The organism is Planococcus shenhongbingii, assembly GCF_030413635.1.
In the GTDB taxonomy this organism is placed as follows: domain Bacteria; phylum Bacillota; class Bacilli; order Bacillales_A; family Planococcaceae; genus Planococcus; species Planococcus shenhongbingii.
The window spans coordinates 376,871-403,754 of record NZ_CP129235.1; the positions used below are offsets into that span (position 1 = coordinate 376,871).

Below are 26,884 nucleotides of genomic sequence, written 5' to 3' on the forward strand. Positions count from 1 at the left end.
TTTAATAACGGAATTTATCTTTTTCAAGTTCCTCCAGCAAATCGGAATAGCGCTGAAGGTCTTGATCTCCATGCTTTTCGATATAGGAGGCTATAAGTTCTTTCAGTTCTTTCCGATGGCGTTCAACGGCGACGAGTTTCTCTTTTAGCGTTTGACGTCTCCACAGCTCAAGTTCTTTCACATCATCCATTTTCTCAAACATATCAATTTCAGCAAGCAGTACAAGCGCAGAGTTTTTCTTTTCATCGTACTTTTTCAGCGCTTTTTCAATCTTTTTAGTCTCATTATCAAAAGCCATTTTTGAGTACATTGACAAGGTACCCACCCGCCCTTCATAGAAACTTCTTATTAAGTATTCTTTTCCCTAATTAACTGAAATATAAGCTTTTGTGTATTCTTTCTTTATTATAAATGAGAATTTTCTGATTTTCAATTGACGTTTTATGATGATTCAACTAAGATGAAAGAAATGATGAAGGAGGTGGGTAAGATGAATCAAACTGGTAAGCGCATGACTGAATGTCAGGAGTATCTCTACATTCTTCATGGCGTTACTTTCACAAAAAACATGCACGGGATAAGTCTGTCCTTTTTTAAACAATTGCATGAAGTGAAAAACCAGTGAGAGACATCTGCCTGCAAACGGATTTTACCAAAGGCATGCGTCTGCGCATGCCTTTTTTGCATTGTATGTGTCTCTTCAACCGAAAGGAAGAGAACAATGATCATCAGCCAATTCCAACAAATTATGTGCCATTTTGCGAATCAGAAATTATTTAATCATATTAAAGGGGAAATTGCCGAAGGCCAGCGGATTGGACTTGTCGGCAGGAACGGCGAAGGAAAGACGACGCTGCTGAATGTCTTGGCTGGAAAACTGCATCCGACAGAAGGCGCAGTTACCTGGAAAAAAGGCTGCGCAATCGGACTTTTACAGCAGTCTCCGAATGAAAACGGAGAACAAAAAGTCCATCAATTGCTGAGGAACGTGTTTTCAGAATTGCTTACCGTACAACTTCAGCTCGAGGATATGGAGAAACAAATGGGCATGGCAGCTCCGGAAGAAATGGAACGGATCTTGCGGCGTTATGGTGCCATGCAGGACGATTTTATTCAGCGGGGCGGTTACGAAATTGAAGTCCGAATCGATCAGATTCTTAATGGCTTGAAAATCAAATCATTAAAAGAAGAACAATGGGGACATTTGAGCGGCGGCGAACGGACAAAAGTAGGTTTGGCCAAATTGCTTTTACAGGAACCGGAGTTACTGCTGCTGGATGAACCAACAAACCATTTAGACTTAGAGGCGATTGAATGGCTTGGTTCTTTTATTAGCCATTATAAAGGCACCATTGTGCTGGTTTCACATGACCGGTACTTCCTGGATGAAACAGTCACTCAAATTTGGGAGTTGGACCAAGGAGATTTGATTCAATATAAAGGAAATTATTCAGCGTATGTAAAAGAGCGCGAAGCCCGTCTGCTGATTGAATTTCAGCAATACCAAGACCAGCAAAAGAAAATCCGGAAAATGAAAGAAACAATCAAGCGCTTGAAAGAATGGGCAAATCGGGCGAATCCGCCAAATGCCGGAATGCACCGCCAAGCAAAAAGTATAGAAAAAGCGTTAGCTCGTATTGAGTTGCTCGATCGTCCTGTCCTATCCAGAAAACAGATGGCTCTCGATTTTCAGATGGCAGACCGAAGCGGAAAAGATGTGGTCCGGATGGAAAGTATCTGGAAAGGCTTTGGAGAACGGATATTATTCCACGAACTAAACCTGCATGTCCGATTCGGGGAGCGGGTAGCGATTGTCGGCTCCAATGGCACGGGAAAGACAACGCTTTTGAACATGATATTGGATACAGAAAAGCCGGATGCCGGGGACATCATTCTTGGGAACAGTTTATCCATCGGTTATTTATCTCAGCATACATTGGAAATGGATAATAACCGAAGCGTGTTAGAAGAGTTCCGGGATGTTGTGCCAGTGTCAGAATACGATGCCCGCCCTATATTGGCGCAGTTCTTGTTTTTTGGCAATATGGTGTTCCAGCCTGTGCGCCAGCTAAGCGGAGGAGAACGCATGCGGCTCCGGCTTGCTCAATTGATGCACATGAACCATAATCTATTGATTTTAGACGAACCGACAAACCATTTAGATCTGGAAGCGAAAGAAGTTATGGAAGAAGCACTGTCCAATTTTCCCGGAACAATCATCTCGGTTTCCCACGACCGCTATTTCCTGGATAAGCTGTTTCCTGTAACTTATTGGCTCCATAATCAGTCAATTGAACGTTTTGATGGGAATTATTCTTTTGCGAAAGAAAAAAAACAGCCCGTCAGCACGGGATAAAGAGAAACTTCAATCCAAGGGGGTCTTTCCTCTTGGATTGTTAGTTGATCCAATCGGACTTTTACGGACAGTGGATCTTCCGCTTGAAAAAGCGGAAGTCATACTGGCCGTTAAAGCGGGATAAAAAGTATTTTCATATATTCAGCCAGAAAGCTTAAAGTTGCAAGGGAAGGGGTATAATTAAAGATCAATGACTTACTAATAAGGTGGAACCTAATGGCTGCTATAGGAACAATACCTGATAATATATCCATGCTGAATGCTTTAGATCATATCGGCGAAACGATTTTAATTGCCGACAACACATATACAATAAGATGGATGAATTCAGAAGCATGCAGATTGCTGGCTGAAATTGCCCCGTTGTATGGCATAAAAGATTGCAAAGAATTCATCGGGATGAATATGGATGCTTTTCATGCTTATCCGGCGCGTCAAAGAGATATGATGAGCAACTTGACAGAAACGCACCGGGCGCGGATTAATATACGCAATGAAATAGTCACTGACATCGTGATTACACCGATTAAAGATAATGGTGAAATAATTTCCGGATATATCGTCATGTTAATGGATGTTACCACGCAAGCGGAAGAACAGAAGCGTAGTGAGAAGCTGATTAAAGAATTGTCTATTCCAATACTTCACATTTGGGAAAAAACCATCGCATTGCCGCTAATCGGGGAATTTGATAGATACCGATCTGACGAGTTGATAGCTGTTGTATTAATGGAATGCGCTGACAAAAATATAGAGCATGTGCTGGTTGATTTAAGCGGCATTACGGAGTTTGAAACACAGATTCGTTATCAAATTCAAATGATGACAGACAGCCTGAAACTGATAGGAACAAATTGCATTTTAGTAGGAATCAGCCCGAAATTGGCGATGTCTATTGTATCGCTTGAAAGCACTACCCGTACATTCAGTTCGGCCTATGCAGGGTTGAAACACATCATCGAACTGCAAAAACAGAATGAAAACGAAAAGCGGAAACGCGTGTCCAGCTCAGATAGGCTTTAAACCAAAATAAAACAGCTTATCCAAAAGAGGATAAGCTGTTTTATTTTATTTCTGATGTTTCGGCCGGTTCGACCCAAGTTTGTGACCAGTTTTGGATTTCATCCATTACAGGTTTTAAAGAAAATCCTTTTTCGGTTAACTCATATTCAATCCGGACTGGAGTTTCAGGATAAACGGTGCGGGTGACGAGTCCTTGAGCTTCCAAATTCTTTAATCGTTCCGACAAGAGACGGCCACTAATACCGATAACCTCAGTTAGGTGGCTAAAACGCTGAGGTCCGGATAACAGCTGATAAATGATCAAACCGGTCCATCGCTGGCTTAGAAGCGAAATTGCACTTTCGAATCGGGGACAAATGACAGTAGTATCCATTCAGATCACTCCTTTTTTATATAATAGCACAAATAGCTTGTAGAATAAAAGAATAAGGTTACTTGACATATTTAACTTCTTTTAATATAATTAGTTACATAAAGTAACCAATGAAATGGGGATATTAATAATGAACTTTCATGAGAAACCGGTAACGTATGTTGGAGAAGTAGGATTAAAAGTATTAAATTTAAAAGATATGACTAATTTTTATAAAGATATTATCGGGCTTGAAGTAATCGATGAAACAGAAAACACAGCAGTTTTAGGAGCAGGCGGAAACGCGTTGTTAAAGCTTGAAGCCATTGACGGATTAATTCCAAAAAGAGGCCGTTATGCTGGACTTTATCATTTAGCGATTTTACTGCCCAACCGGAAAGAATTGGCGAAATCGCTGATTCACCTTCATAACCAGGGAATTCGTCTTGGATCTTCTGATCATTTGGTCAGTGAAGCATTGTACTTGAGTGATCCGGAAGGCAACGGCATTGAAATATACCGGGACCGGGAACCAGAGGAATGGAATTGGAACGGCGGTCAAGTGGATATGGCGGTTGACCCAATTGATGCAGAAGGTCTTTTGCAGACAGCACAGGAAGCGGGAGAAGCTTGGCAGGGAATGCCTGCAGGCACTGTTATGGGACATATCCATCTTCATGTTTCAAACTTGCAGGAAGCTCAAAAATTCTATGTGGATGGTCTCGGGTTTGAAATCGTTACATCAATGGGCGGACAGGCACTGTTTATCGCGGATCAGAAATACCACCACCATATTGGCTTGAATGTTTGGAACGGCGTCGGCATCCCAGCGCTCCCGGAAAAAGAAGCTGGCTTGCATTACTATACATTGGTTTTGGAAAACGCAGAAAAACGCAGCCGCTTGGCTGAACATCTCCAAGCAATGGGAGCAGAAATTATTGAACATCCAGATTACCTCGAAACAAAAGATCCATCCGGAAACTTGATCCGTTTGACGGTCTAATAAAAAAAGCCGACTCTATCAATCAGAGTCGGCTTTTTTTGTTGGCGGAAAAGGTTTTTCGCAACTCTCATCGAAATTGCGATAGGGGTTTTCATTTTTTGCTGTCGCTGTATTAACAGGGCTAGCTGTTGTGTTGAAAACTTCTGTTTCTTCTGTAGGGTGATTTTGCCGTGTTTCCATATATGCATACATTCTTTCCTGGCTTTTCAACTCTTCGAGTGGATTGCCGGAATAAGATAAAAGGATTAATCCAAATGCGCCGACGATTAAAGTGATGCCCAAAAGTGAAAGGAATCCCTTCATGATAAATCCCGCCTTTTTATATTTGCTCTATTTGCTTATGATTTAGAACGAATCTGAAAACAGAAAGTTCCCTCTTGCTGAAGATGCCTGTTATAGCGATACTAGAAGGAAGAAAAGTATTTGTAGAATGAATCAAAAAAGGAGGAATGAGAATGATTGCATTGGAGACGGAAATTTGCCAGCTCTTTGGCATCCAACATCCGATTATTCAAGCGGGTATGGCTGGCGGCCCAACTACTGTGGAATTGGTAACGGCTGTGGGTGAAGCGGGCGGCCTTGGGACTCTGGGAGCGGCTTATATGGCACCGGAGGCGATGAAAAAAGCAATTGCTGATATTAAGGTGAAAACGCTAAAGCCTTTTGCGGTAAATATTTTTGCTTCAAATGAAAAAGACGATTTTAGCCGATTGGAAGAAGTGCAAAAAGCATTACGCCCTTTCCGTTCCGAATTGAAAATTGAAGAAGTCTCATCATCTTATTCCTCTCCTGACTGGAGCAAAGAGCAGTTTCGTATTTGCATCGAAGAAGGCGTGCCAATCATCAGTACAGCTTTTGGTTGTTTGTCTCCTGATCAAATGAAAATAGCCAAAGAACGGGGAATAAAAGTGATCACAATGGTCACTACAGTAAAAGAAGCGCTTCAGGCCGAGCAAGCGGGCGCTGATGCGGTTGTTGCACAGGGAAGCGAAGCGGGAGGGCATCGCAGTACATTTTCAATGGACCAGCATCCTAGTGGAGCATTGATTGGAACGATGTCATTGGTCCCTCAAGTCGTAGATGCTATCCGGATTCCTGTAATTGCGGCAGGAGGGATTACAGACGGGCGGGGACTCATTTCTTCACTTGTCTTAGGAGCGCAGGCGGTCCAAGTCGGAACCCGCTTTTTGAGTTCTAAAGAGTCGGGCGCACATCGGGTCTACAAGCAAGCAATTTTGGACAGCGATGAAGAAAGTACAGTGATCACCAAAAGTTTTTCAGGAAGACCGGCCCGTGGAATTAAAAATCGCTTTATCGAAGAATTCGAAAAGACAAAGATTGATCCATTGCCGTTTCCTTCCCAAAATACCATTACTAAAGATATCCGTGCTGCTGCCGCCCGAAACAATGACCCGGAATTTATGTCGTTATGGGCAGGCCAGTCAACCCGTTCGTTGACAGAAGAGCAAAGCGCAGCGGAAATAATAGAATCTATCATAAAGCAGGCCCGGCAAATTCTCCGCTAATGGTTCATTTCTAAATATCCTTAGTGTCTGTTTTAATCCGATTTCTCCCAAAGGAAATCGGATTTTTATTGTTCAGAACCAATATGTAGAATAGGTGGATGCCTATGGTTGCCAGGAAATGAAACTTTTAAGTTGAATGTCCGTATACTTACTATAAGAAAAATAGCCGGAAGTTAAAGGGGAATTCATTATGGGAAGTATATTATTGTTTGCAGCTGCAGTGTCGCTCGCGGCGGCTTTTATTGTTGTGCCTCTGACAGGAATAGGCGGTGGGAAAAAAGGAAATGACAAACCTGCCCAATCATTTATCGTGCCGGGAATCATTTTTGTTTTCATCATTGGAACGCTAATTGTGGCCGGGTATTATTATTTTGCAAATCTCGATAGAAATATAATGTCATTGTGGCCGGTACTGTTAATCACTTCAGCTTTTGGTGCGCTGCTTTCACGCGGCAACGAGCAGAAAGTGAAATCATTATTGTTTGTAGGGGCAGTGGCTTTCGCAGGTTATGTATTGACCGCCCCTTTGTTTAATGCTTCTGAAAAATACGAAGCAGTAGCGATGGATGAGCAAGTGGAAATTGAGGCGTTCGATGAAATGCAAACCCCTGCCAGTGTCCCGCCAAAGTTTGCGCGCAACAAAATGAAAAAAGCATTCGGGCAAGTGCCGGATACGAGTTATTATGAACTTGGGAGCTTGCAAGTGCAAAAGGTTGAAGGAGAATATGTCTATATCGCACCTGTGGAATTTTCAGGATTTTTCAAATGGTGGAACGGAGATTCGACTCCAGGCTATTTCACCATGAGTGCAACCGATGCATCAGCAAATCCTAAATTTGTTAAGGCGGAAATGATTTATACGCCATCTTCTTATTTTAATAAAAACATCGAGCGCCATATGCGCCTGGAAAAACCGGAGGCGATTTTTTATGGGGATTCACAGTTGGAGATTGATGACAGCGGAAAGCCGTTTTATATCCGTTCCTATGGTGAATTCATCTCTGCCCGAAACGGTTTTGCTGTAAAAGGAATAATGGCCGTAGATCCGGCTACAGGCCAAGCGGAAAGTTATCCGCTTGAAGAAGTTCCAGCGTTTATCGATGGAGCAGTTTCACCGGAATCAGTCAGTCTGGAAAACAGTTATTACGGAAACTATGTCCATGGCTTTTGGAACAGCAAATTCGGCAAAAAAGATGTGAAACTGCCATCAAATGAAGGGACAGAAGCAAATGTCAGCCCCATCTTTGATGCAGAAGGCGACATGTACTACTTCACCGATTTTACCAGTCCGAAGGAAGGCGTCGATTCAATGCTTGGATATTCATTGACCAATGCCCGCACAGGAGATTCCACTTACTTTACAGGGAATATGGAAGATTCCTATATGGATTCACAAGGAAATCTGCAGATTATTGAAAAGCAATTTATCGAAAAAGAGTGGGCAGGCGAGATGCCGGTGCTATACAATTTCTACGGGGAAGCGAGCTGGCTGACACCGGTTCTTGACTCGAACGGCTTTTTGCAGAATTACTTTATTGTTTCTGCCGCCAATCCAGAAATTTCCGTTTTTGCTGCTACTCCAAATGAAGCATTGCAATTGTATAAAACTGCGCTTCAAAGAGGCGGCAGCACAGTCAATGGCAGTTCTGACGCTGAAGAAGCAACGGCATCAGGCGCCGTCGAGCGAGTGTTTAAAGAAAAAGCTGGAGACTTTACGGTTGTATCATTTTTATTGGAAGATGGAACGAACTTTATTGTTTCTTCCGAGAATGTTCCATTAGCCATTTACTTAAAAGAAGCGGATCAAGTGCAAGTGACGTATTTAAAAACAGCAGACTTATTCTTGCCGGTAAAAGAAATGACGATTGAAGGACTAGAATGAAAAACAGGAAAATCCTTTTGCTTATCGAGCAGAAGGATTTTTTCTTTTAATAGAGAAACTTAATACTTTATAGAACTTGTTTTTAAGATTAAACTGTAGGGAAGAGGTGAGGCACGTGCGAAAAGTATTTTGGATTATTATATTGCTTGTGCTTGTATATTTCGCACGGCCGCTTTGGGAAGATAAAGCAAGTGAATATGTGGATTTGAGCTTTTTGGATGCAGTTGACCAGAGAATCGATCAAGTGGCAAATGGTCCCACAGTAACTGATGCGTTAGATCAGGCCAAACAGTTTACTGTTCAAGTGGGCGGCCAATTGCAGTCTTTTGTCAGTAAAAGTTCTGCGGAAATGCCTGCTGTTGTTGAAAAACCGGAACTGGCTCAAACGGAATCGCTATTCGCTGTCCACAATGTGACACTTGGAATGACCAAAGAAGAAGCACAAGCGAAAGTCGGTTTGCCTCTCCGTTTGATGGAGAATGAATATGGCTCTGATTGGCACAGCTACCATCAAAATTATCAAAATTATGTGTTGCTGTCATATGATCAAAATGGGAAAGTCAACGGCATGTTTACCAATCAGGACCTTATCTCGTCTACAAAAGATATTACTATGAAATCTAATAAAACTCAGGTTCGTTCAGCACTTGGCGTTCCTTTGAAAAGCCTTCAAAAAGGGAATGTCCAGTACATATTGGATACCCGGGAAGAATATGACGTCTTCAAAATCGACTCTATTTATGTGACTGTATTTTACGATATTCATGAAGAAGATACGGTCACGGCTATTCAAGTGATTGACGGAGAAATGGAAGAGCAGCGGCCGAAGATTTATGCAGAACCAAGCAAAGAGCTAAAAGAAGGATTTGAATTTTTGTTGTTCGAGTTGACCAATTCAGCACGGATTCAAAGAGAACTGCCATTATTGAAGTGGGATGAAGCCGCCCGGACGACGACCCGCAAACATAGTGCTGATATGGCGAAGAACCGATACTTCAGCCATACAAACCAGGCAGGGAAATCACCGTTTGACCGCATGAGCGACGACGGCATTACATTCTTTGTAGCCGGCGAAAACTTGGCTTATGGGCAGTACAGCAGTATTTTCGCTCATGAAGGATTGATGAATTCGATGGGACACCGTAAAAATATTGTCAAACCCGACTTTGGTTATTTAGGAGTCGGAGCAGCCTTTAATTCTGATCATCAGCCATATTTCACAGCTAACTTCTTTAATAAATAACACAAAGGCATCCGTAAAATTTTTATGGATGTTTTTTCATTTGTTAGAGCATCCGGTATAGCGGTATAAAAAGTTTGGGATTGCTAATAAATAAAGTGTCGCATATTCATGGTAAACTGGGTATACAGAAAAAAGAAAGGAAGTGAGCTGTGTGACAAACAAGCTTTGGTTTCAAGCGGGTGTAGGCATTATATTGGCTTTAGTCATTATTCGTTTATTTATAGAAGTCCAGGCCATCTTTGACCCATTTTTCATTATTGCGCAAACTATATTTGTGCCTTTGCTGCTCGGAGGCGTTCTTTTTTATCTCAGCCGGCCGCTGCTTCATGTTTTAGAGAAGCGTAAATTTCCAAGATGGGCAGGAGTCCTTACAATTCTGCTGCTGATTGTCCTTATTTTTTACTTGCTATATGCCATGATTGGCCCAATGGTAACAAAACAAGTCAATGCACTTGTTGAAAATGCACCGGCAATTATTCAAGGCGTAGAAGATTATACTCAATATTTATTCGATCAGCGTAATCGTTTGCCTGCATCAATTGAAGAACAGGTCAATAGCATGTCCGGAAGTATAGGGGAGTGGGCCAGCAATATCGGGGGATGGATTCTTTCATTCCTGGCAAGCTTTATTTCAGGTGTCGTTACGCTTGTTCTTGTGCCGTTCTTCTTGATTTACCTTCTTTTAGACCATCAGAAGTTCGCACCATTTGTTGCCGGATTCTTTAAAGGAGAGCGAAAAACGTGGATTCGGAAAACGTTAAGTGACGTCGACCATACGTTGAAGTCCTACATTCAAGGGCAGTTATTTGTCAGCTTTTTAGTCGGCATCATGCTGCTGATCGGGTATCTGATTATCGGACTAGAATATGCATTATTGCTTTCAATCATTGGAATGGCGACCAACGTTATTCCGTTTCTTGGACCGTATATCGCCGTAATTCCGGCCATTATCATTGCGCTTGTCCAAGATCCGATTATGGCAGTTTACGTGGGAATCATTATGCTTGTTGCCCAGCAGATTGAAAGCAACCTCATTACGCCAAACGTTATGGGGAACGCGCTTGACGTGCATCCGTTGACCGTCATCACCTTGATCTTAGCCGCTGGGAATATAGCCGGCTTATGGGGGATTATCCTCGCTATCCCTGTCTATGCGGTCATCAAGACGATTGCCAAAAACGTCTATGCACGCCGTGAAGAAATACGCGATACCGCAACAAAAGAAATATAGGGCTGCACCCCCTGCAAATCATTTTGCAGGGGGTTTTTTCGTGAATAGATATTGCTTGACGATTAATAGTATACCCCCTAAACTAATTATTATTAGTTGAGGGGGTATACTATTTTGGATATTCGAATAAAAGAGGCGGTCGATCTCTTTCAAGAAGTGATGTTCTACGGAACAGAACGCGTCATCAAATCCATCGATGATCCGCTATGGAAAGAGTTTTCACCGGAACAGATTCAAATGCTGAAACTGGTCAGCAAAGAAAAGCGCATCACCTCCAGCAGGCTAGCTGCATTGCAGGCGGTACATAAAAGTGCGATTTCCAGCCGCATCAAAAAATTGCTGCAAAAAGATGTTATCCGCTTTGTTCAGACGGAACAGCAGGACCGTCGCGAAAAATTGGTTGAACTGACGGACCGGGGAAAAGAAGTCCTGGTGCAGTCGGATAAAGTATTAACGGATTATATCGAAAATTTATTGGCACAGCACGTAAACGATGAGGAAATCGATCAGTTCTTGACGATTTTCCGGAAGTTGAAAGACATTATTAAAGCGGATGGAGTGTCGTAAATGAAAACCGTCTTAAAACTGAAATGGCCGATTGCGATTGGCGTGATGTTCCTAACCGTTGCCTTATTCCTACTGGCACCAAACTTAACGGAGCAAGCAGAGAAAGCGGGTTCGTTCCAGCTTTCACAAGAAGCTTCATCCCAAAAGGCAGCAACGATTTTAGCGGATGCGGAGGCTGCAGAACAAACGATTTCTTTAGTCATCCCCCTCAAAAGTGAATTGGAAGGGACGATGCGGGAAACACTGACGGAAATGGCTTCCGAAATTGAAGCGCTTGGAGAACCGGTGACGAGCGTTTTGAATCCGGTAGAAAGTGCAGAGCTTGAAGAACAATTAGTTTCAGAAGATCAGAAAACGGTTTTGATGCCAGTTACAGTTGATGGCACCGATGAAGAAGTGAATGCTGTAGCGGCAGACATCCGCGAATCGATTATCCCGGGAGACATGACGGCTTATGTAACCGGTGAAGCAATCATCAATAATGACGTCAATATCAGCGCTCAAGAAGGCTTGAAACGAACAGAAATAATTACGGTCGTTTTGATCTTCGGTTTGCTGCTCGCGGTGTTCCGTTCAATCGTCACACCGTTCATCCCGCTTGTCGCTGTTGGGATTTCGTACTTATTGAGCCAGTCCATTGTTGCTTATTTGATTGACTGGTTTGGCTTCCCGGTATCGAACTATACCCAGATTTTTTTGGTGGCGATTCTTTTCGGAATCGGAACAGACTACTGCATCCTGTTGCTGAGCCGCTATAAAGAGGAATTATCAGCGGGACATGGAGTGGAGGAAGCAATCTTTAATACGTACAAAACTGCTGGACGCACGCTTCTGGTCAGCGGAATCGCTGTATTTATCGGATTTTTTGCAATCGGTTTTGCGGAATTTCTAATTTTTAAGTCTGCAGTTGCCATAGCAGTAGGGATTTTTGTGTTGCTGCTGGTGTTATATACTGTTGTGCCATTTTTTATGGCATTGCTGAAAGAAAAATTGTTCTGGCCGGCGAAAAAATCAGCTAGCCACAAAGACAGTAATTTATGGATTGCGATGAGCAAACTATCAATCAACCGTCCACTTTTGTCGATGCTGGTTGTTGCGGTTATTACGGTACCTTTATTGTTTACATACAATAATTCACTGTCATTCAATACCGTTGATGAAATTGGCTCGGGATTTGAGTCGGTAAAAGGATTGCGTGCAATTGAAGACGGCTTCGGCAAAGGGGATTCACTGCCCGTCGAAGTTATCGTTAAGTCAAATGAAAATTTAACTGCAGAATCTGTCGTGCCTTATTTTGAAAAAATTAGCCAGGAAATCGAGAAAATTGACGGCGTAGCAGGAGTTCGCTCCATTACCCGCCCTACAGGTGAAGTAATTGAAGACCTTTATGCAGACAGACAATTGGGTCTGTTGTCAGCTGGATTGACTGAAGCAGGTACCGGCCTGGGCGAAGTGCAGGCCGGGCTGAATGACATCCAGACCAATCTGACGGGAATCAGTGAACAAACCAGTGGTGCAAACGGCATTGGTGAAGCTGCTGCGGGACTTGAGCAATTAAATGGCCAGTTGGGCCTTGTGACGCAAGGGCTGCAGCAAACGGGAAATGTGCAGCAGACGGTAGGTGCTTTGCCGCAAATCAGCGGTGGACTGACTGAAATTCAGCAAGGATTGGCTGGAGCAGCAGGGCAAACCGGGGAACTGGGTGCAGGGTTAATGCAGCTGTCTGATGGCGTTGGCGCTTCGAATGCAGGACTTGTGGAAATCCAGAACGGCCTAGCCGAAGCAGCAGGCATGATGCAAAAAATGAGCGACAGCAAAACCGTTCGCGATACCGGACTGTTTATTCCGGAAGGCACGCTTGCAAGTGAAGAATTTGCGCAAGTACTGGACCGCTATGCTTTTGCGGAAGGCACCGGCATGAAAATGGAAGTCATCTTGTCGGACGACCCTTATTCTCCAAACGCAATTGTTACAACTGCAAAAATCAAAGCAGCAGTCGAACGCACAATAGCAGATACACCGCTTGAAGAAACGGAAATCGCATTCGGCGGCATTGCTAGCATCAACAGCGATTTACAGGAAGTTTCTTCTAGTGATTTCACGAAAACTGTTACCATTATGCTGATCAGTTTGTTCGTGATTCTATCAATACTTTTCCGCTCATTGATCATGCCGCTATATATGATTGGATCTTTGCTGTTAACTTATTACACATCGATTTCGATTGCGGAATTGATTTTCGTCAATGGCCTTGGCTATGACGGCATCAGCTGGGCTGTGCCATTCTTCGGTTTTGTCATGCTGGTAGCGCTCGGTGTCGATTACTCGATTTTCCTTCTCGACCGCTTCCGCGAAGAATCGGCAAATGGCGGCACTGTCCGCGATGCGATGAGAACGTCCATGGCGAAAATGGGTACGGTCATCATTACAGCAGCCATTATTCTGGCAGGTACATTCGGTGCAATGATGCCCTCTGGCGTCCTCAGTTTGGTTCAGATTGCGACGATTGTTATTACTGGCCTCTTGCTTTACGGCTTGATTGTCTTGCCTCTATTGATCCCGGCAATCTCAGTTTCATTTGACCGCGGAGTCTGGTGGCCATTCGGCAATAAAAAACATTCATAAGTGACGGAAAAGCTGCCTCGGTGCAGCTTTTTTCTGTTTAATGTAGGATTGCTTGATGCCATGTTATACTAGGCTAAGAATCAACAATAATGAAACGGGGTAACTAACGTGCTTACATTTGAACAAAAACTAGAAATAATTGAATCGTTTCCGGAACTGACACGTAAAGATGTGTCAATGAAACGTGTGAACTTCCATTACGAAGAAAGCCTGTATGACAAAAAAATCGTTGTCTATCACCTTCACCCGAACGGCAATGGATTTGTGTATGTAGGCAACTTGCCGCACTATGAAGCGGATGCGAAAGGCTTCGTCAATATCCGTGATTTCTCCGACAAGGAGCTTCGCAGCATTGTCGCAGATGCCTTGGATTACTTGTCTTTAGAGCCTGAACCTCCGTATGACAAAACGTGGACGAACCGCGATAACGAAAAACTGGACCTTGTCTATGAAGAGCCTTTCTGGAACATCTATACGGGCAAAAACCTGGAAGAAAGCTTCGGCACATTTAGTGACGCAGAAGATTATCTGATTGACCAAGGCTTTAAAGAACCGAAGTGATGGATATTCGGCAACTGGAAAAAGACGAAGATTTGCCGATAGAGCTACTGCTTGAAGCGGATCCTTCTGAAAAGTTGGTGCGTAAATACGTGTCAAAAGGGATATCTTTTATCGCAGAGAAAGATTTTCGTCTGATTGGGATTTACGTGTTATTGCCGATCTCTAATACCAAAGTGGAAATAAAGAATATTGCCGTTGCAGCGTCTGAAAGAGGCAAAGGCTGCGGCAAAAAACTGGTGCAGCATGCGTTGGCGGAAGCGCAGCGGCTTGGTTTTGAAACGGTCGAAATCGGCACGGGAAACTCGAGTTTTGATCAGTTGGCACTCTATCAAAAATGCGGTTTCCGAATGACCTCGATTGATCGGGGCTTTTTTACCCGCCATTATCTTGAGCCGATTATCGAAAATGGCATCTTGTGCCAAGACATGGTGCGCCTTGAATACAAAATAAGATGAAACCCTTCAATTTTGAAGGGTTTTTCTTTTCGAAGTAAATTAAATTACTCTAGAAAGAAAAATAATATTGCTTTTAAAAGTAAAATGAATTACGATTAAAAGTAATTAGGGAGGAGGAATGAAATGGACGATATAAGATTGAATGTCGCATTACTGAGAAAGCGGGTGCCGAATTTAACGACCGCTGCTAAAGAAGCAGGCATTCGGCCGGCGACAGTTTCCAATTTATGCACCGGCAAAATCGATTTGGGGAAAGCGGAAGTGAAAACTTTGGTTGGTCTGGCTAAACTGGCAAAGTGTACAGTGGATGAACTCATTATCCGGGGGGAGAAGATGGCAATGATCGAAACTAAGATTAAAGCATTGGATTTTTTCGCACCATTAGTAAAGTACGGCACAACCGGCATTGTTGCACGTCCAGGGATGGGGCAGCTGGTGATTATAGCTGAATTGCTTCATCGTTTTAAAGAACAGGAAGTAAAAACAGTTTATCTGATTCCGGAAAACGATCATCCGGAACTGGAGGGAATAGTTGAACTGGCAGACCACATGACTCGCTCTGTTGCAGAAACTTTGGAATGGTTAAGGGAATATGGTGACAAAACGGTGCTGGTTACGGAAAAAGGAAGAGTAGATTCAGGGGAGCTGTTCGAATTGCAGGAAGCGCTCGGCGGCAAACAAGTCACGACGCTGCTGGTGGATTTGTCCGGCGAAGTAGTGGATGACGATTTTCCGTTTGGCCCGCTTGAAACCGTTTGGCAGTTGGATGCAGACTTAGCTGCGCGCCATCAGTATCCGGCTTTGAGTCCGCTTCATTCCACGTCTTCTTTGTTGGAAGAAGCCGGTTTGGATGAACGCCATTTTCTGCTTCGCCAACGTGCGCAAAAAACGCTTCGCCGCTACCGGGAGCTTCGGTCCATCGTCAATGCTCACGGAATGGAGCGCGTGCCGCAAGTGGAAATCGAAACGTATCGCCGTGGAGAACGGCTGGAAGCATATTTTACCCAACCTCTGTTTGTAGCTGAAGAGCTTACCGGCCAAGCAGGCGCAGCCGTTTCTCTGGCAGAAACTTTGAACGATGTGGAAGCCATTCTAAATGGCCAGACAGATGCAAAGGAATTGAAAGAATTGCAATTTATTGGAACATTGTAAGGAGCCTTGTGCTCCTTTTTTTATTGGTTTTATATGTGCATTAGCAACTGCAAATTAATGAAATTCAATCTGGACTAAATTTAAAAGAGGAAAAAAAGGAAAGATTTCGGTATGCTAAAAGCAAGAGGTGATCACATGTTCAAAAAAGTGACCTTATATACAAATCGGCTAAAGGAAATGAAAGGGTTTTATGAGTATCAAATGGGTTTTCGGATCGTAGAAGAAGACGATACCAGCTTTACGCTGGCTGTCGGTGATTCTCAATTGGTCTTTCAAGCATCAGAACGGCCAGCGATTTACCATTTTGCATTTAATATTCCAGGCAACCAGTTTACACTGGCGAAAGGCTGGGCAAGTTCGCGTGTCACACTGAACCGCCAGGAAGGCATGGACGAAGTCTATTATGCAAATTTCAACGCGGATGCTTTTTATTTCCAGGATCCTGCTGGCAACGTGGTCGAGTTTATCGCCCGGCGCCATATCGACCGTATGGGCAATTTTACTGTTGATTCCCTGCTCAATATCAGTGAAGTGAGTATTACAACGAAACATGTGAAAGAAGTAGGAGAACAAATCGAAGCCATGGACATTCCAGTGCGGGGCAATAAAGGAATCGAACCACATGCATTGAATTTTCTAGGCCAAGGAGATGCATTTATCTTACTGGTAGCTCCGAAACGGACGTGGTACTTCTCGAAGCAAAAGAGCGAAGTCCATCCTTTATCGATTGAGCTGATGGATGGACGGCAGATTGGCATCACAGAAGAAGGAGATTTTCAGGAAGTCCAACCGACTAATCCGATTTCTGAAGGCTTGGAAAATATGGACTTTTCAGGAGTTGCCTTGCTGAAAAAAGAAGATGTTTGGTCAACTGCCAAGGGATGGGCAGACCGTTCAAATGAGCGGCCGAATGCACTGGACACCCGATTCGGGATTGCATCTGGCTGCAAAATTTTCACAGCAGTGGTCATCTGTCAATTAGTTGAAGAAGGAAAACTGGCGTTTGAAAATCGTTTATCGCAGCTATTGCCGGATTTCTTCCCGGATTTTGATGTTACTGTCCATCAATTGCTGACGCATACTTCTGGAATACCGGATTATTTTGACGAAGAAACGATGGAGAATTTTGAAGAGCTCTGGGTAAAGAAGCCAATGTATTTAATGAAGTCCGGAGCGGATTTTGTGCCGTTGTTTAAAGATGAACCGATGAAATTTGCGCCCGGGGAAAAATTCCAATACAACAATGCCGGGTTTATTGCTCTTGGGCTTATTGCAGAGAAAGTAGCGGGCCAGGCATTTATCAATATGGCAGAAGAGAGAATTTTTGCACGGGCGGGGATGGAGAAGTCAGGGTTTTTCAGCCTTGACCACTTGCCTAAGGGAGTAGCTTACGGCTATATTGATGAAGGAGATTCATGGCGCACCAACCAATATGCCATCCCGATCCAAGGCGGTGCAGATGGCGGGGCATTTGTGACGGCCAGTGATATGACCGCTTTTTGGGAACGGCTGATGGATTATACATTGCTTTCTGAAGAAATGACCAAAAAAATGCTGGCGCCCCATGTCTCGGCGGGACAAAACGATTATGGCTACGGCGTCTGGATTATGCAGAAAGCGGATTTTGTCTGGAAATATCATATCACGGGATACGACCCGGGTGTCAGTTTCCATTCCGGTTTTTATCCGCAAGATGGAACAATCCTGACGGTTCTGTCCAATAAAAGCGAAGGGGCTTTTGAAGCATTGAAGTTAATCGAAGGAACTTTTAAGAAGGGGTGAGGGCATGAGTGGGCGAAATTTGGCAATCATAATAGTAGTCGGCACCCTTGTAGTATGCGCGTTGATTTTTTTCGGCTTTCAGCTGTACTTCGACATGAACCCGACTCAATAAATGAAAGAAAACAGGCCGCGGAAAATCTGCAGCCTGTTTTCTTTTGATTAAGAGCAAGATTCAATTAAATTAGAAGTTTATGCATGCTTAATGAAAGCAGATCACAGGCAATAAAATCCGTAACGTAGGTTAGTCTAGTTGAGGCAAGGATAAAAAAGCACAAAAAATGAGCTCCCCGTGAGGAGAGCCCATAAGATAGTTAGGTTAGATTAAGCTTTTTGAACGTTAGTAGCTTGAAGACCGCGTTGGCCTTGCTCGATGTCAAAAGTAACTTCTTGACCTTCGTCTAAAGATTTGAATCCTTCGCTTTGGATAGCTGAGAAGTGTACGAATACGTCGTCTCCGCCTTCGCGCTCGATGAAGCCGAATCCTTTTTCTGAGTTAAACCATTTTACTTTACCTTGTTCCATGTGTGTTTCCTCCTCGTATGCAATTGCATACATTGTATTACTATCCTTGCTCAAATCTTGCAGATGAACATCTGACACTTTATACAAAGTTATCCGAACAAAAATAATTCTTCCTTAGAATAACATGAGGTTACAGAAATTGCAAGCCCAATCTTAAAATTAACTAATCTATCTTCAGAAACCGTTTATATATATACTATAAGAATCGCATGGGAATGGGAGTGGAGGGCTTTGAAAAAAATTATGGTGACAGGGGTATCTGCCGGGGCAGGGAAGTCGACTTTTGCTGCTGAGCTTGGGGAAAAGCTGGGCCTGCCAGTGCATCATCTTGATTCGATTTACTGGAAACCAGGATGGATAGAAGCGGAACCGGCAGAATTCAGAGCGGCGCAAGAAAAAGTTACGGCAGGGGAAAGCTGGATTATTGAAGGGAATTACAGCGACAGCTTTGATATCCGTTTTGCAAAAGCGGATACATTTATTTACTTGGAGCTGCCTTTAAGGGTTTGCTTGTACCGGGTATTAAAACGCTGGCTGACAAATATCGGCAATACACGGCCGGATATGGCGGAAGGCTGTCCTGAAAAAATGGATTTGGAATTTCTGAAGTTCATCGTTACTACATATGCAGCACGCAAAGTGAAAATGCGGGAGCGAATGAGGAAATTTCAGGAAGTACGACCGGAAAATCAAATAATCTTTTTAGGAAATAAAAAACAGATTAATGGATTTTTGAAAAGCATTGCCCATTAATAGAAAACGATGAATAATTTTAAAAACTGCAACATCTTCAGGAACTGAAGTGGTATTCTAGAGCTATAAAAATTATACGACTAGGAGAATAAACGATGAAGTTCTTGTACGAAGGAACCGTCACAAACCAAGCGCTTCGGAAAACGGAGTCTATGTATATGAAACGGCTGTTCTTAGAGGACTTGCCTATTATTGAACAAGTGCAAAAAGAAGTCATTGAATCGCTTCCAGAGAAAGCGGCGCTTCAACCATTATCAACTGAAGAATTTCTATTCATTTTGAATGAGCGTGGACTTCTTATTGGGGCATTCGTGGAGGATCAGCTGATTGGATTCCGGGCTCTTCTCATTCCGGAAATTGACGATGAACATTTGGGGTTGGACCTTGGCCTTCCGGAAGAAGAACTGCCGAATGTCATTTATCAGGAAATTTCTGTCGTGCTGCCGGAATACAGAGGCAATCGGCTGCAGCAGAAACTGGCTGAAGTGATTATGAAAGAACTGCCGAATCTGGAACAGCAGTTCCGCTATGTATGCTGCACCGTAGCGCCTATGAACATTCCCAGTTTAAAAGACAAATTTCTTCAGCAAATGCATATTGGAGCGTTAAAAGAAAAATACAATGGCATGGACCGCTATATTTTGGTGAAAGATTTGGAGCATCCAACTATCCGGTATGAAAATCATATAACCGTAAAACTGGATGATTTAGAAAAGCAGCGCCAACTTCTGGACCATGGCTATGTCGGCATTGGCTTTCAGTTAGTCAAAGGTTTCCATGAAATTGAATTTGTAAAACCTGTTCTTTAAAAAGAACAGGTTTTTCAGGCTGTCGAGAAACTCTCGGCAGCCTTTTCTCATTTCGCTCCAGGACGGACGCTTTTCGCGGGGGGCGGCCCTAAGCCTCCTCGCTCGCTGGCGAAAATCGTGTGCTCCTGCATCGCTGCGCTAGCTTCGTCGCAAATGAACGGGGCAAATTACTTTGCCCCATTCATTCCCTGCGGGGTCTCAGGACTCGCCCTATTCCCGCAGAAGTCGCCGCCCTCCGCTGCATTCAACTTTATTTTGTCACCTTTTGTGATTCTCTAAAAGAGTGATCTTTTGAGAAAGCTCTCTATTCTTTGTTCCTGCTCTTCAGATATGGAGTCAAACAGCGAAGGAAAACATACTGCTCCTGCGCAAGCTCGTCGCAAAGACTTAGCCTCGCAGGCTTCGGCTAATGTCTTGCCTGCGGGAAAGCGAGACAGCCGAGACCCTGCAACGCCCTTTCATGTTTCGAAGCTAGCGAAGCGATGCAGAAACAGGAGCGTAAGCGACGAAGCGGCTTGGCGCTCGCCCGCGGCTGAAAACCTATGCTCCTGCAGCGCTATGCGCTTCGTCGCAAAGACTTGGCCTCACAATCTTCGGCCAATGTCTTCGCAGCTGGTTGGCGGAATATCGGTAAGGGGAGGTCACTAATACAAATTTCAACTTTCTCAACAAGCTGCAAAACCTGTTCTTTAAAAAGAATAGGTTTTTTTATATTCCTAAAGAATTCTGAAACTTTTGTGGATTTATGCCGTATATTAAGTAGAATGATAAAGAATGGACGGGATGGGAGGTTTTGGAATGGAGTTGTTCGGTTTATCCATGGAGCAGCTGTATATGTATACTCTTCTTTTCGCAGGTGCATTGACCTTGCTTTACGTCTTTTTCGGCGATATTGCGGATGCAGGGGATGGGCTTCCTTTTTTTAACCCGACGATCATTCTGGCATTCATCACTTTGCTGGCTGCGGCCGGTTATTTGCTCGAAGTGACGACGAAATTGGATAGTTTTGCGATATTGGGAATCGCTGCGGTTGTGGCACTGTTGCTTGATATTTTGTTATATTTCTTTATTTTACTGCCATTGTCATCCGCAGAATCTTCGATTGCCTATACGGACGAATCGCTGCTGGGCCAAGTGGCGAAAGTGATTATTCCGATTCCAGTCGACGGCTACGGGGAAGTCATTATTGAAACTTACGGAGGAATCATTTCAAAACGGGCAACAGGGTTCGACAATGAAGCAATTGGCCAAGATCGGCAAGTATTGATCATTGAAGTAAAAGACGGCACGTTGTATGTCAGGGATTATGAACCGCTATTTAGCAAAAGTAAATGACAATGAGGAGGGGTTAGGATGGAAATGACTTGGATTGCATTAGGGATTGCTGCATTTGTTGTATTAGCAATAATTGGGGTCTACATTACTAAGTATAAGACCGTAGGGCCAGATGAGGCATTGATTGTGACGGGAAGTTATTTGGGCACCAAAAATGTTCACACGGATGATTCAGGAAACCGGATAAAAATCATTCGCGGCGGAGGGACTTTCTTGCTGCCGATATTTCAGCAAGCGGCGCCGCTGAGTTTGTTGTCGAGCAAGTTGGAAGTAACAACTCCGGAAGTTTATACGGAACAAGGTGTCCCGGTTATGGCAGATGGAACGGCCATCATCAAGATTGGCGGCTCTATTTCAGAAATTGCCACTGCTGCAGAGCAGTTTTTGGGCAAATCAAAAGAAGACCGGGAAAACGAAGCGAAAGAAGTGCTCGAAGGCCATTTGCGCTCGATTCTGGGATCCATGACAGTAGAAGAAATTTATAAGAACCGTGATAAGTTCTCCCAAGAAGTCCAGCGTGTCGCTTCACATGACTTGGCGAAAATGGGATTGATCATCGTATCATTTACGATTAAAGATGTGCGGGATAAAAACGGTTATTTGGATTCACTCGGTAAAGCGCGGATTGCCCAAGTAAAACGGGATGCAGACATCGCAACAGCAGAATCAGAAATGCAGACACGCATCAAACGGGCAGAAGCCGGAAAAGATGCACAGCGCGCTGAAATCGAACGTGCTACTGAAATCGCTGAAGCAGAAAAAGAGAATTTGCTGAAAGTGGCGGAATACAAGCGGGAGCAGGACAGCGCGAAAGCTCGGGCTGACCAGGCGTATGAGCTTGAAACCGCGCGCTCGAAACAGGAAGTCGTCGAACAGGAAATGCAAATCCGCATCATTGAACGCCAGAAGCAGATTGAGCTGGAAGAAAAAGAAATTCAGCGCCGCGAGCGCCAATATGATTCTGAAGTGAAGAAAAAAGCGGACGCCGACCGTTATGCGGTTGAACAAGCGGCGCAAGCGGAAAAATCGAAACAATTAACGGTTGCAGACGCACAGAAATACAGCGTCGAAGCAATGGCAAAAGCGGAAGCCGAAAAAGTGCGCCTGGATGGTTTGGCGAAAGCCGATTCTCTTCGCGCTCAGGGTGAATCAGAAGCGGATATTATCCGTATGAAAGGTTTGGCTGAGGCGGAAGCAAAACGCAAGATTGCGGAAGCATTTGAGATGTACGGAAAAGCTGCAACTCTTGACATGATTGTGAAGATGTTGCCGGAGTATGCGAAAGAAATTGCCAGCCCGCTTGCCAACATTGACAAAATCACCGTGGTGGACACGGGAGGCGGAGAAGGCGGCGGAGCCAACAAGGTCACTGCTTACGCCACGAATCTAATGTCATCCCTGCAGGAAACTTTGAAAGAATCGTCAGGGATTGATGTCCGTGAAATGCTGGAAAACCTAACGGGTAAAACAGATTATCCGCAAACGATTGAACAATTGCGCTACGAATTAGCTGAAAAAGAAAAGGAAATTAAACAACAGCAAGTTTGACAACCAGCTGGATGGCATAAAAGCTTAATCGCTTTTATGCCATTTTTATTTGAAGTAAAGCCGAATAAAAGAACGAATAGGCCGAAAATATAATAAATTAACAATAGAAGAGTGAAAACGGGTTTGCGGACTTTAGTTAAAATGATAGAATATTAATACGAGCTTATGGGGAAAAATTCATAAGGATTAATTATTCAAAGATTAAGGGGTGTTCAATGAATATACAATTCGGCCGCAGCCTGTATTTATCGGAAGAAGGCCTCTTTGGGCCTGAGACTCAGGAAATCAGTTCCATCGCCTATAACTCTGCTGATGTGATAGGCGGTTCGGCGTTCTTTTGTATAATCGGAGAAAACACGGATGGCCATTTGTTTATTGCTGAAGCAATTGATAAAGGTGCTGTCGCCATCATTGGATCCGATCTGCCGAAATTAAAAAACTATGCAGACAAATATCCAACAAAAACATTTGTGGCAGTGGAAGATTCACGCCAGGCTTTAGCACAAGTTTCCGGTCATTTTTCTGGAAGAGCCCAGGACCAACTGGTAAAAGTAGGGGTCACAGGGACGAACGGAAAAACGACGACGGCAACTTACGTTTATAATTTATTCAATTTACTCGGAATTTCCTGCGGCTTTCTAGGGACTACGGGAATTTATAATTCGGCTGGAAAATTGCCCTATAAAAAAAGCACACCAACTACACCTCTTTCATCTGATATCCATCAAATCTTTTCCCAATTGGTTTCTTTTGGCGACCGGGCTGCTGCCATGGAAGTGTCTTCGATTGCACTTGACCAAAAACGGGTGGAAGGCATTTTGTTCGATGTAGCCATCCATACCAATATTTCTGAGGAACATTTGGAATATCATCAAACTTTTGAGCATTATTTAGAATGTAAATTGCGTTTATTCAAACAGACGAAAAATGCAGTTATCAATTTGGATGACCAAGGCATGGCAAAAGAGATTTTAGCGGCAGTTGATTATCCCGCACTCACTTATAGCCAAAAGCCGGATTCAGGTGCAGGGTTGATTTGGACGGATGTCCAGGTCAGAGAAAGCGGCATGCAGTTTGATTTGCAGTACCTGGGGCAGACTTTTAAAGTGGAAGTGCCATTATTCGGAGAATATAACGCCGGAAATCTGACAGCTGCAATAGGTGCAGCATTGCTGTCTGGCAGCACAATGGAACAAATCATTTCGGTGCTGCCGCGAATGCCGCAAGTCGAAGGACGTTTCCAGCTGATTGAAGGCCCGGAAGACCGAAAAATCATTCTGGATTATGCCCATACGCCGGTGGCTTTGGATTTGGTGATGAGAGAAGTGAAGAAGCTGCCCCATAACCGTTTAATCGCTTTGATCGCCGGAATCGGCATCCGGGATTTTTCCAAGATGCCGAAAATGGCCAAAGCAGCTGAAGGAAAAGCGGATGTTCTCGTCGTGACTGTTGACCATCCCGGTTTCAATGATCCAAATGATGTGGTCAATGAAGTGTTAAAAGGGTTTACCGTTCCGTATAAACAGCAAGTATTGACAGCGCCTACCCGGCATGAAGCGGTAGTGGCGGCCCTGCAGGAAAGCGGCCCTAATGATATAGTTCTATTATCAAGCGGCTGCATCAACGGCGCCCAGAATATTCGGGGAGAGTTTGTCCCGCATTCGGATGAAGACATCATTGCCGGGTTTTTCCTGCAGCAAAATTAACGGCTTTTTCGTATGGAAAGGTCGCTTTTTTTCTGCGGCTTGTGTTTAATAGAAGAGAAGACTACATAAAGAAAAGCGAATTGGAGTGAATGGAATGCAATATCGTACTGAAAAAGACACGATGGGCGAAATTCAAGTAGAAGCGGACAAAATGTGGGCAGCGCAGACACAGCGCAGTCTTCAGAACTTTGCAATCGGAACTGAGCGCATGCCGCACGAAGTGGTTATGGCATTTGCCCAATTGAAAAAAGCTACAGCAAAAGCGAACCATAAGCTTGGAAAACTTTCTGAAGCGAAAATGAAAGCGATTGAAACAGCTGCCAATGAAGTGATCGAAGGCAAATGGAATGACCATTTCCCGTTAGTTGTATGGCAAACAGGAAGCGGTACACAGTCTAATATGAATATGAACGAAGTATTGGCGCGCCGTGGAAACGAAATTCTGGCTGAGCAGTCTTCTGAAGAAAAATTGCATCCGAATGATGATGTCAATATGTCTCAAAGTTCAAATGATACATATCCGACGGCTATGCATGTAGCGGGTGTTTTGGCAGTAACGGAAAACTTGGTTCCGGCTATTCAGAAATTGAAAGCGACGCTTGATGAAAAATCGAAAAAATTCGATGACATCATCAAAATTGGCCGTACGCATTTACAGGATGCGACTCCATTGACGCTTGGCCAGGAAATCAGCGGCTGGAGACATATGCTTGAGAAAAGCGAGCGCATGATCCGTGCGAGCGTTGAAGAAATGCGCGAATTGGCAATCGGCGGTACGGCAGTGGGGACAGGCATCAACGCTGACCCAACATTCGGACCATCAGTTGCCGAGTTTATCTCAGAAGCGGTCGGCACCACATTTACTTCTGCTGAGAACAAATTCCATGCACTGACAAGCCATGACGAAATGGTTTATACGCATGGTGCCATCAAAGCGCTTGCAGCTGACGCAATGAAAATTGCCAATGATGTACGCTGGCTGGCAAGTGGTCCGCGCAGCGGCATCGGTGAAATTACCATTCCTGAAAATGAGCCGGGCAGCTCGATCATGCCAGGGAAAGTCAACCCGACTCAAAGTGAAGCTTTGACAATGGTAGCTGTTCAAGTCATGGGCAATGACGCAGCAATCGGATTTGCAGCAAGCCAAGGAAACTTCGAATTGAACGTCTTCAAACCAGTGATCGCTTATAACTTCCTGCAATCGGTGCGTTTGTTGACAGACAGCTTAATCAGTTTTGATGACAACTGTGCAGTAGGAATTGAAGCGAACCTTGACGTTATCCAAAGCCATGTAAGCAATTCATTGATGCTGGTAACGTCATTGAACCCTCATATCGGCTATGAAAAAGCGGCAGCGATTGCCAAGCAAGCACATAAAGAAGGCACGACATTAAAAGAGTCTGCGGTTAAGAGCGGACATTTAACAGCTGAACAGTTCGACGAGTGGGTACGCCCGGAGAACATGGTCGGAAAATAATAAGATGGAAAGCAAGCAGCCGCGAATTCGCGGCTGCTTTTTTTTTAGCGTGTGTGATTGGGTGGGATTCTGTAGTGAATATGCTGCGAAATCAGCTGCTTTGCTTTAGTTGGGCATAATTGACCTAAGCTGGGCATCAACAAAAGTAAGTTGGGCATAACTAGTTCGAACTTGAGCATAATGAAATAAAAGCTGGCATAAACTGCAATGGCGACTGGAACCATTCTTCACAAATCCGGCTTTACAAAAGGTTTTATTCCTTAAATGTCGAAGTACATACAAGAAGAACGAAATCATTAAAAGAGGTGCATTATGCAAAAAACATTTGTCATGTCATGGAGCGGCGGGAAAGATTCAGCGCTTGCGTACTACCGGGCAGTGATGGACGGCCATGTGCCGGTTGCGCTGTTTACAATGTTTGAAGAAGATGGCTCTAAATCACGCTCCCATGGCTTGCCGTTAGAGGTGATGGAAGCGCAAGCAGTCCGGATGGGTTTGCCGCTCATGATTGGAAAAGCGAGCTGGGCAGAATACGAAAAAGAATTTATTGAGCACTTGAAAATATTTAAAGCGCAAGGCATTGAAATGGGGGTTTACGGGGATATCGATTTAGAAGACCATTTGTTATGGATCCAAAAAGTAAGTGCGGAAGCCGGGATGGAAGTAAATCATCCGCTTTGGCAGGAACCGAGAAAAGACTTGTTGAAAGAATTAATAGAAGAAGGATTTAAGGCGGTTATTACAGTTGTGGATACGACGCGTCTGGATGAAGTATTTCTTGGACGTGCATTCACCCATGAATTAATTGAAGAATTGGAAGCGCTCGGAATTGATGCTTGTGGGGAAGAAGGGGAATTTCATACCATTATCATCGATGGACCGATTTTTATTGAACCGGTTCCAGTGGAATTCGGCAAAAAGCTGGAGGCTGGACATTATCGTATACTCGAGGTGAAACTTCAATCTGAGGAGTGAT

General features: G+C 43.9%; 24 protein-coding genes. 20 read left to right on the forward strand and 4 right to left on the reverse strand.

Annotated features, from left to right (window positions below; genetic code table 11):
* Window position 1: 1 nt before the first annotated feature.
* Window positions 2-310, reverse strand: a complete 309-nt coding sequence (locus QWY16_RS02025; RefSeq protein WP_300991199.1) for a hypothetical protein — start codon at window positions 308-310, stop codon at window positions 2-4.
* 411 nt (window positions 311-721) lie between these two features.
* On the opposite strand from QWY16_RS02025, the gene abc-f reads away from it, so the two are divergent.
* Together abc-f and QWY16_RS02035 are read left to right on the forward strand one after the other, a co-directional pair.
* On the forward strand, window positions 722-2,356 hold the full coding sequence (gene abc-f, locus QWY16_RS02030; protein ID WP_300991200.1) for a ribosomal protection-like ABC-F family protein: 1,635 nt from the start codon (window positions 722-724) through the stop codon (window positions 2,354-2,356).
* Window positions 2,357-2,572: 216 nt separating this feature from the next.
* The gene (locus QWY16_RS02035) at window positions 2,573-3,379 is read left to right on the forward strand and encodes an STAS domain-containing protein (RefSeq protein WP_300991201.1); all 807 of its coding nucleotides are present in this window, start codon (window positions 2,573-2,575) and stop codon (window positions 3,377-3,379) included.
* Window positions 3,380-3,419: 40 nt separating this feature from the next.
* Here the strand turns inward: QWY16_RS02035 and QWY16_RS02040 are convergent, their stop codons facing one another.
* Entirely contained in the window at window positions 3,420-3,752 is a 333-nt protein-coding gene (locus tag QWY16_RS02040; protein WP_300991202.1) for a winged helix-turn-helix transcriptional regulator, read from the reverse strand.
* A 130-nt stretch (window positions 3,753-3,882) separates the two neighbouring features.
* On the opposite strand from QWY16_RS02040, the gene QWY16_RS02045 reads away from it, so the two are divergent.
* Window positions 3,883-4,734, forward strand: a complete 852-nt coding sequence (locus QWY16_RS02045; RefSeq protein WP_300991203.1) for a VOC family protein — start codon at window positions 3,883-3,885, stop codon at window positions 4,732-4,734.
* Window positions 4,735-4,752: 18 nt separating this feature from the next.
* Here QWY16_RS02045 and QWY16_RS02050 read toward each other — a convergent pair whose 3' ends face one another.
* Window positions 4,753-5,037, reverse strand: a complete 285-nt coding sequence (locus QWY16_RS02050) for a hypothetical protein (protein WP_300991204.1) — start codon at window positions 5,035-5,037, stop codon at window positions 4,753-4,755.
* A gap of 152 nt (window positions 5,038-5,189) precedes the next feature.
* Between QWY16_RS02050 and QWY16_RS02055 the strand changes: the two genes are divergently transcribed.
* The 10 genes from QWY16_RS02055 to QWY16_RS02100 all read left to right on the forward strand — a co-directional run bounded on the left by QWY16_RS02055 (window position 5,190) and on the right by QWY16_RS02100 (window position 17,758).
* Window positions 5,190-6,260, forward strand: coding sequence for an NAD(P)H-dependent flavin oxidoreductase (locus tag QWY16_RS02055; protein ID WP_300991205.1), 1,071 nt, complete (start codon window positions 5,190-5,192; stop codon window positions 6,258-6,260).
* A 190-nt stretch (window positions 6,261-6,450) separates the two neighbouring features.
* The gene (locus QWY16_RS02060) at window positions 6,451-8,142 is read left to right on the forward strand and encodes a hypothetical protein (protein ID WP_300991206.1); all 1,692 of its coding nucleotides are present in this window, start codon (window positions 6,451-6,453) and stop codon (window positions 8,140-8,142) included.
* Window positions 8,143-8,257: 115 nt separating this feature from the next.
* The gene (locus QWY16_RS02065) at window positions 8,258-9,385 is read left to right on the forward strand and encodes a CAP domain-containing protein (RefSeq protein WP_300991207.1); all 1,128 of its coding nucleotides are present in this window, start codon (window positions 8,258-8,260) and stop codon (window positions 9,383-9,385) included.
* A gap of 151 nt (window positions 9,386-9,536) precedes the next feature.
* On the forward strand, window positions 9,537-10,616 hold the full coding sequence (locus tag QWY16_RS02070; RefSeq protein ID WP_300991208.1) for an AI-2E family transporter: 1,080 nt from the start codon (window positions 9,537-9,539) through the stop codon (window positions 10,614-10,616).
* A 114-nt stretch (window positions 10,617-10,730) separates the two neighbouring features.
* Window positions 10,731-11,183: a MarR family winged helix-turn-helix transcriptional regulator gene (locus tag QWY16_RS02075; RefSeq protein ID WP_300991209.1), complete on the forward strand. Its 453-nt coding sequence runs from the start codon at window positions 10,731-10,733 to the stop codon at window positions 11,181-11,183.
* Window positions 11,184-13,808 (forward strand): MMPL family transporter, encoded by a 2,625-nt coding sequence (locus QWY16_RS02080; protein ID WP_300991210.1) that lies wholly within the window; start codon window positions 11,184-11,186, stop codon window positions 13,806-13,808. It begins immediately after the preceding gene.
* 108 nt (window positions 13,809-13,916) lie between these two features.
* Window positions 13,917-14,369 (forward strand): hypothetical protein, encoded by a 453-nt coding sequence (locus QWY16_RS02085; RefSeq protein ID WP_300991211.1) that lies wholly within the window; start codon window positions 13,917-13,919, stop codon window positions 14,367-14,369.
* Window positions 14,369-14,824: a GNAT family N-acetyltransferase gene (locus QWY16_RS02090; RefSeq protein WP_300991212.1), complete on the forward strand. Its 456-nt coding sequence runs from the start codon at window positions 14,369-14,371 to the stop codon at window positions 14,822-14,824. Before QWY16_RS02085 ends, QWY16_RS02090 begins: the two co-directional genes overlap by 1 nt.
* Window positions 14,825-14,947: 123 nt before the next feature.
* Window positions 14,948-15,976, forward strand: coding sequence for a F0F1 ATP synthase subunit beta (locus QWY16_RS02095; protein ID WP_300991213.1), 1,029 nt, complete (start codon window positions 14,948-14,950; stop codon window positions 15,974-15,976).
* 135 nt (window positions 15,977-16,111) lie between these two features.
* Window positions 16,112-17,758 (forward strand): serine hydrolase, encoded by a 1,647-nt coding sequence (locus QWY16_RS02100; RefSeq protein ID WP_300991214.1) that lies wholly within the window; start codon window positions 16,112-16,114, stop codon window positions 17,756-17,758.
* Between the two features lie 321 nt (window positions 17,759-18,079).
* Here the strand turns inward: QWY16_RS02100 and QWY16_RS02105 are convergent, their stop codons facing one another.
* Window positions 18,080-18,280: a cold-shock protein gene (locus QWY16_RS02105; protein ID WP_006830093.1), complete on the reverse strand. Its 201-nt coding sequence runs from the start codon at window positions 18,278-18,280 to the stop codon at window positions 18,080-18,082.
* A 231-nt stretch (window positions 18,281-18,511) separates the two neighbouring features.
* Here QWY16_RS02105 and QWY16_RS02110 point away from each other — a divergent pair, with 231 nt between their 5' ends.
* The 7 genes from QWY16_RS02110 (at window position 18,512) to QWY16_RS02140 (ending at window position 26,883) form a co-directional block, all read left to right on the forward strand.
* Window positions 18,512-19,033 carry a P-loop NTPase family protein gene (locus QWY16_RS02110; protein ID WP_300991215.1) on the forward strand — a complete coding sequence of 174 codons (522 nt, stop codon included), beginning with the start codon at window positions 18,512-18,514 and terminating at the stop codon, window positions 19,031-19,033.
* Window positions 19,034-19,128: 95 nt separating this feature from the next.
* Window positions 19,129-19,842, forward strand: a complete 714-nt coding sequence (locus QWY16_RS02115; RefSeq protein WP_300991216.1) for a hypothetical protein — start codon at window positions 19,129-19,131, stop codon at window positions 19,840-19,842.
* A 798-nt stretch (window positions 19,843-20,640) separates the two neighbouring features.
* Window positions 20,641-21,177, forward strand: a complete 537-nt coding sequence (locus tag QWY16_RS02120) for an NfeD family membrane protein (protein ID WP_300991217.1) — start codon at window positions 20,641-20,643, stop codon at window positions 21,175-21,177.
* Window positions 21,178-21,201: 24 nt separating this feature from the next.
* Window positions 21,202-22,725 (forward strand): flotillin lipid rafts scaffold protein FloT, encoded by a 1,524-nt coding sequence (gene floT, locus QWY16_RS02125; protein WP_436837175.1) that lies wholly within the window; start codon window positions 21,202-21,204, stop codon window positions 22,723-22,725.
* Between the two features lie 215 nt (window positions 22,726-22,940).
* The gene (locus QWY16_RS02130) at window positions 22,941-24,431 is read left to right on the forward strand and encodes a UDP-N-acetylmuramoyl-L-alanyl-D-glutamate--2,6-diaminopimelate ligase (RefSeq protein ID WP_300991219.1); all 1,491 of its coding nucleotides are present in this window, start codon (window positions 22,941-22,943) and stop codon (window positions 24,429-24,431) included.
* A gap of 94 nt (window positions 24,432-24,525) precedes the next feature.
* On the forward strand, window positions 24,526-25,908 hold the full coding sequence (gene fumC, locus QWY16_RS02135) for a class II fumarate hydratase (RefSeq protein WP_300991220.1): 1,383 nt from the start codon (window positions 24,526-24,528) through the stop codon (window positions 25,906-25,908).
* A 312-nt stretch (window positions 25,909-26,220) separates the two neighbouring features.
* A complete protein-coding gene (locus QWY16_RS02140; protein WP_300991221.1) occupies window positions 26,221-26,883 on the forward strand; it encodes a Dph6-related ATP pyrophosphatase in 663 nt (220 codons plus the stop codon).
* The last annotated feature ends 1 nt before the right edge of the window (window position 26,884 follow it).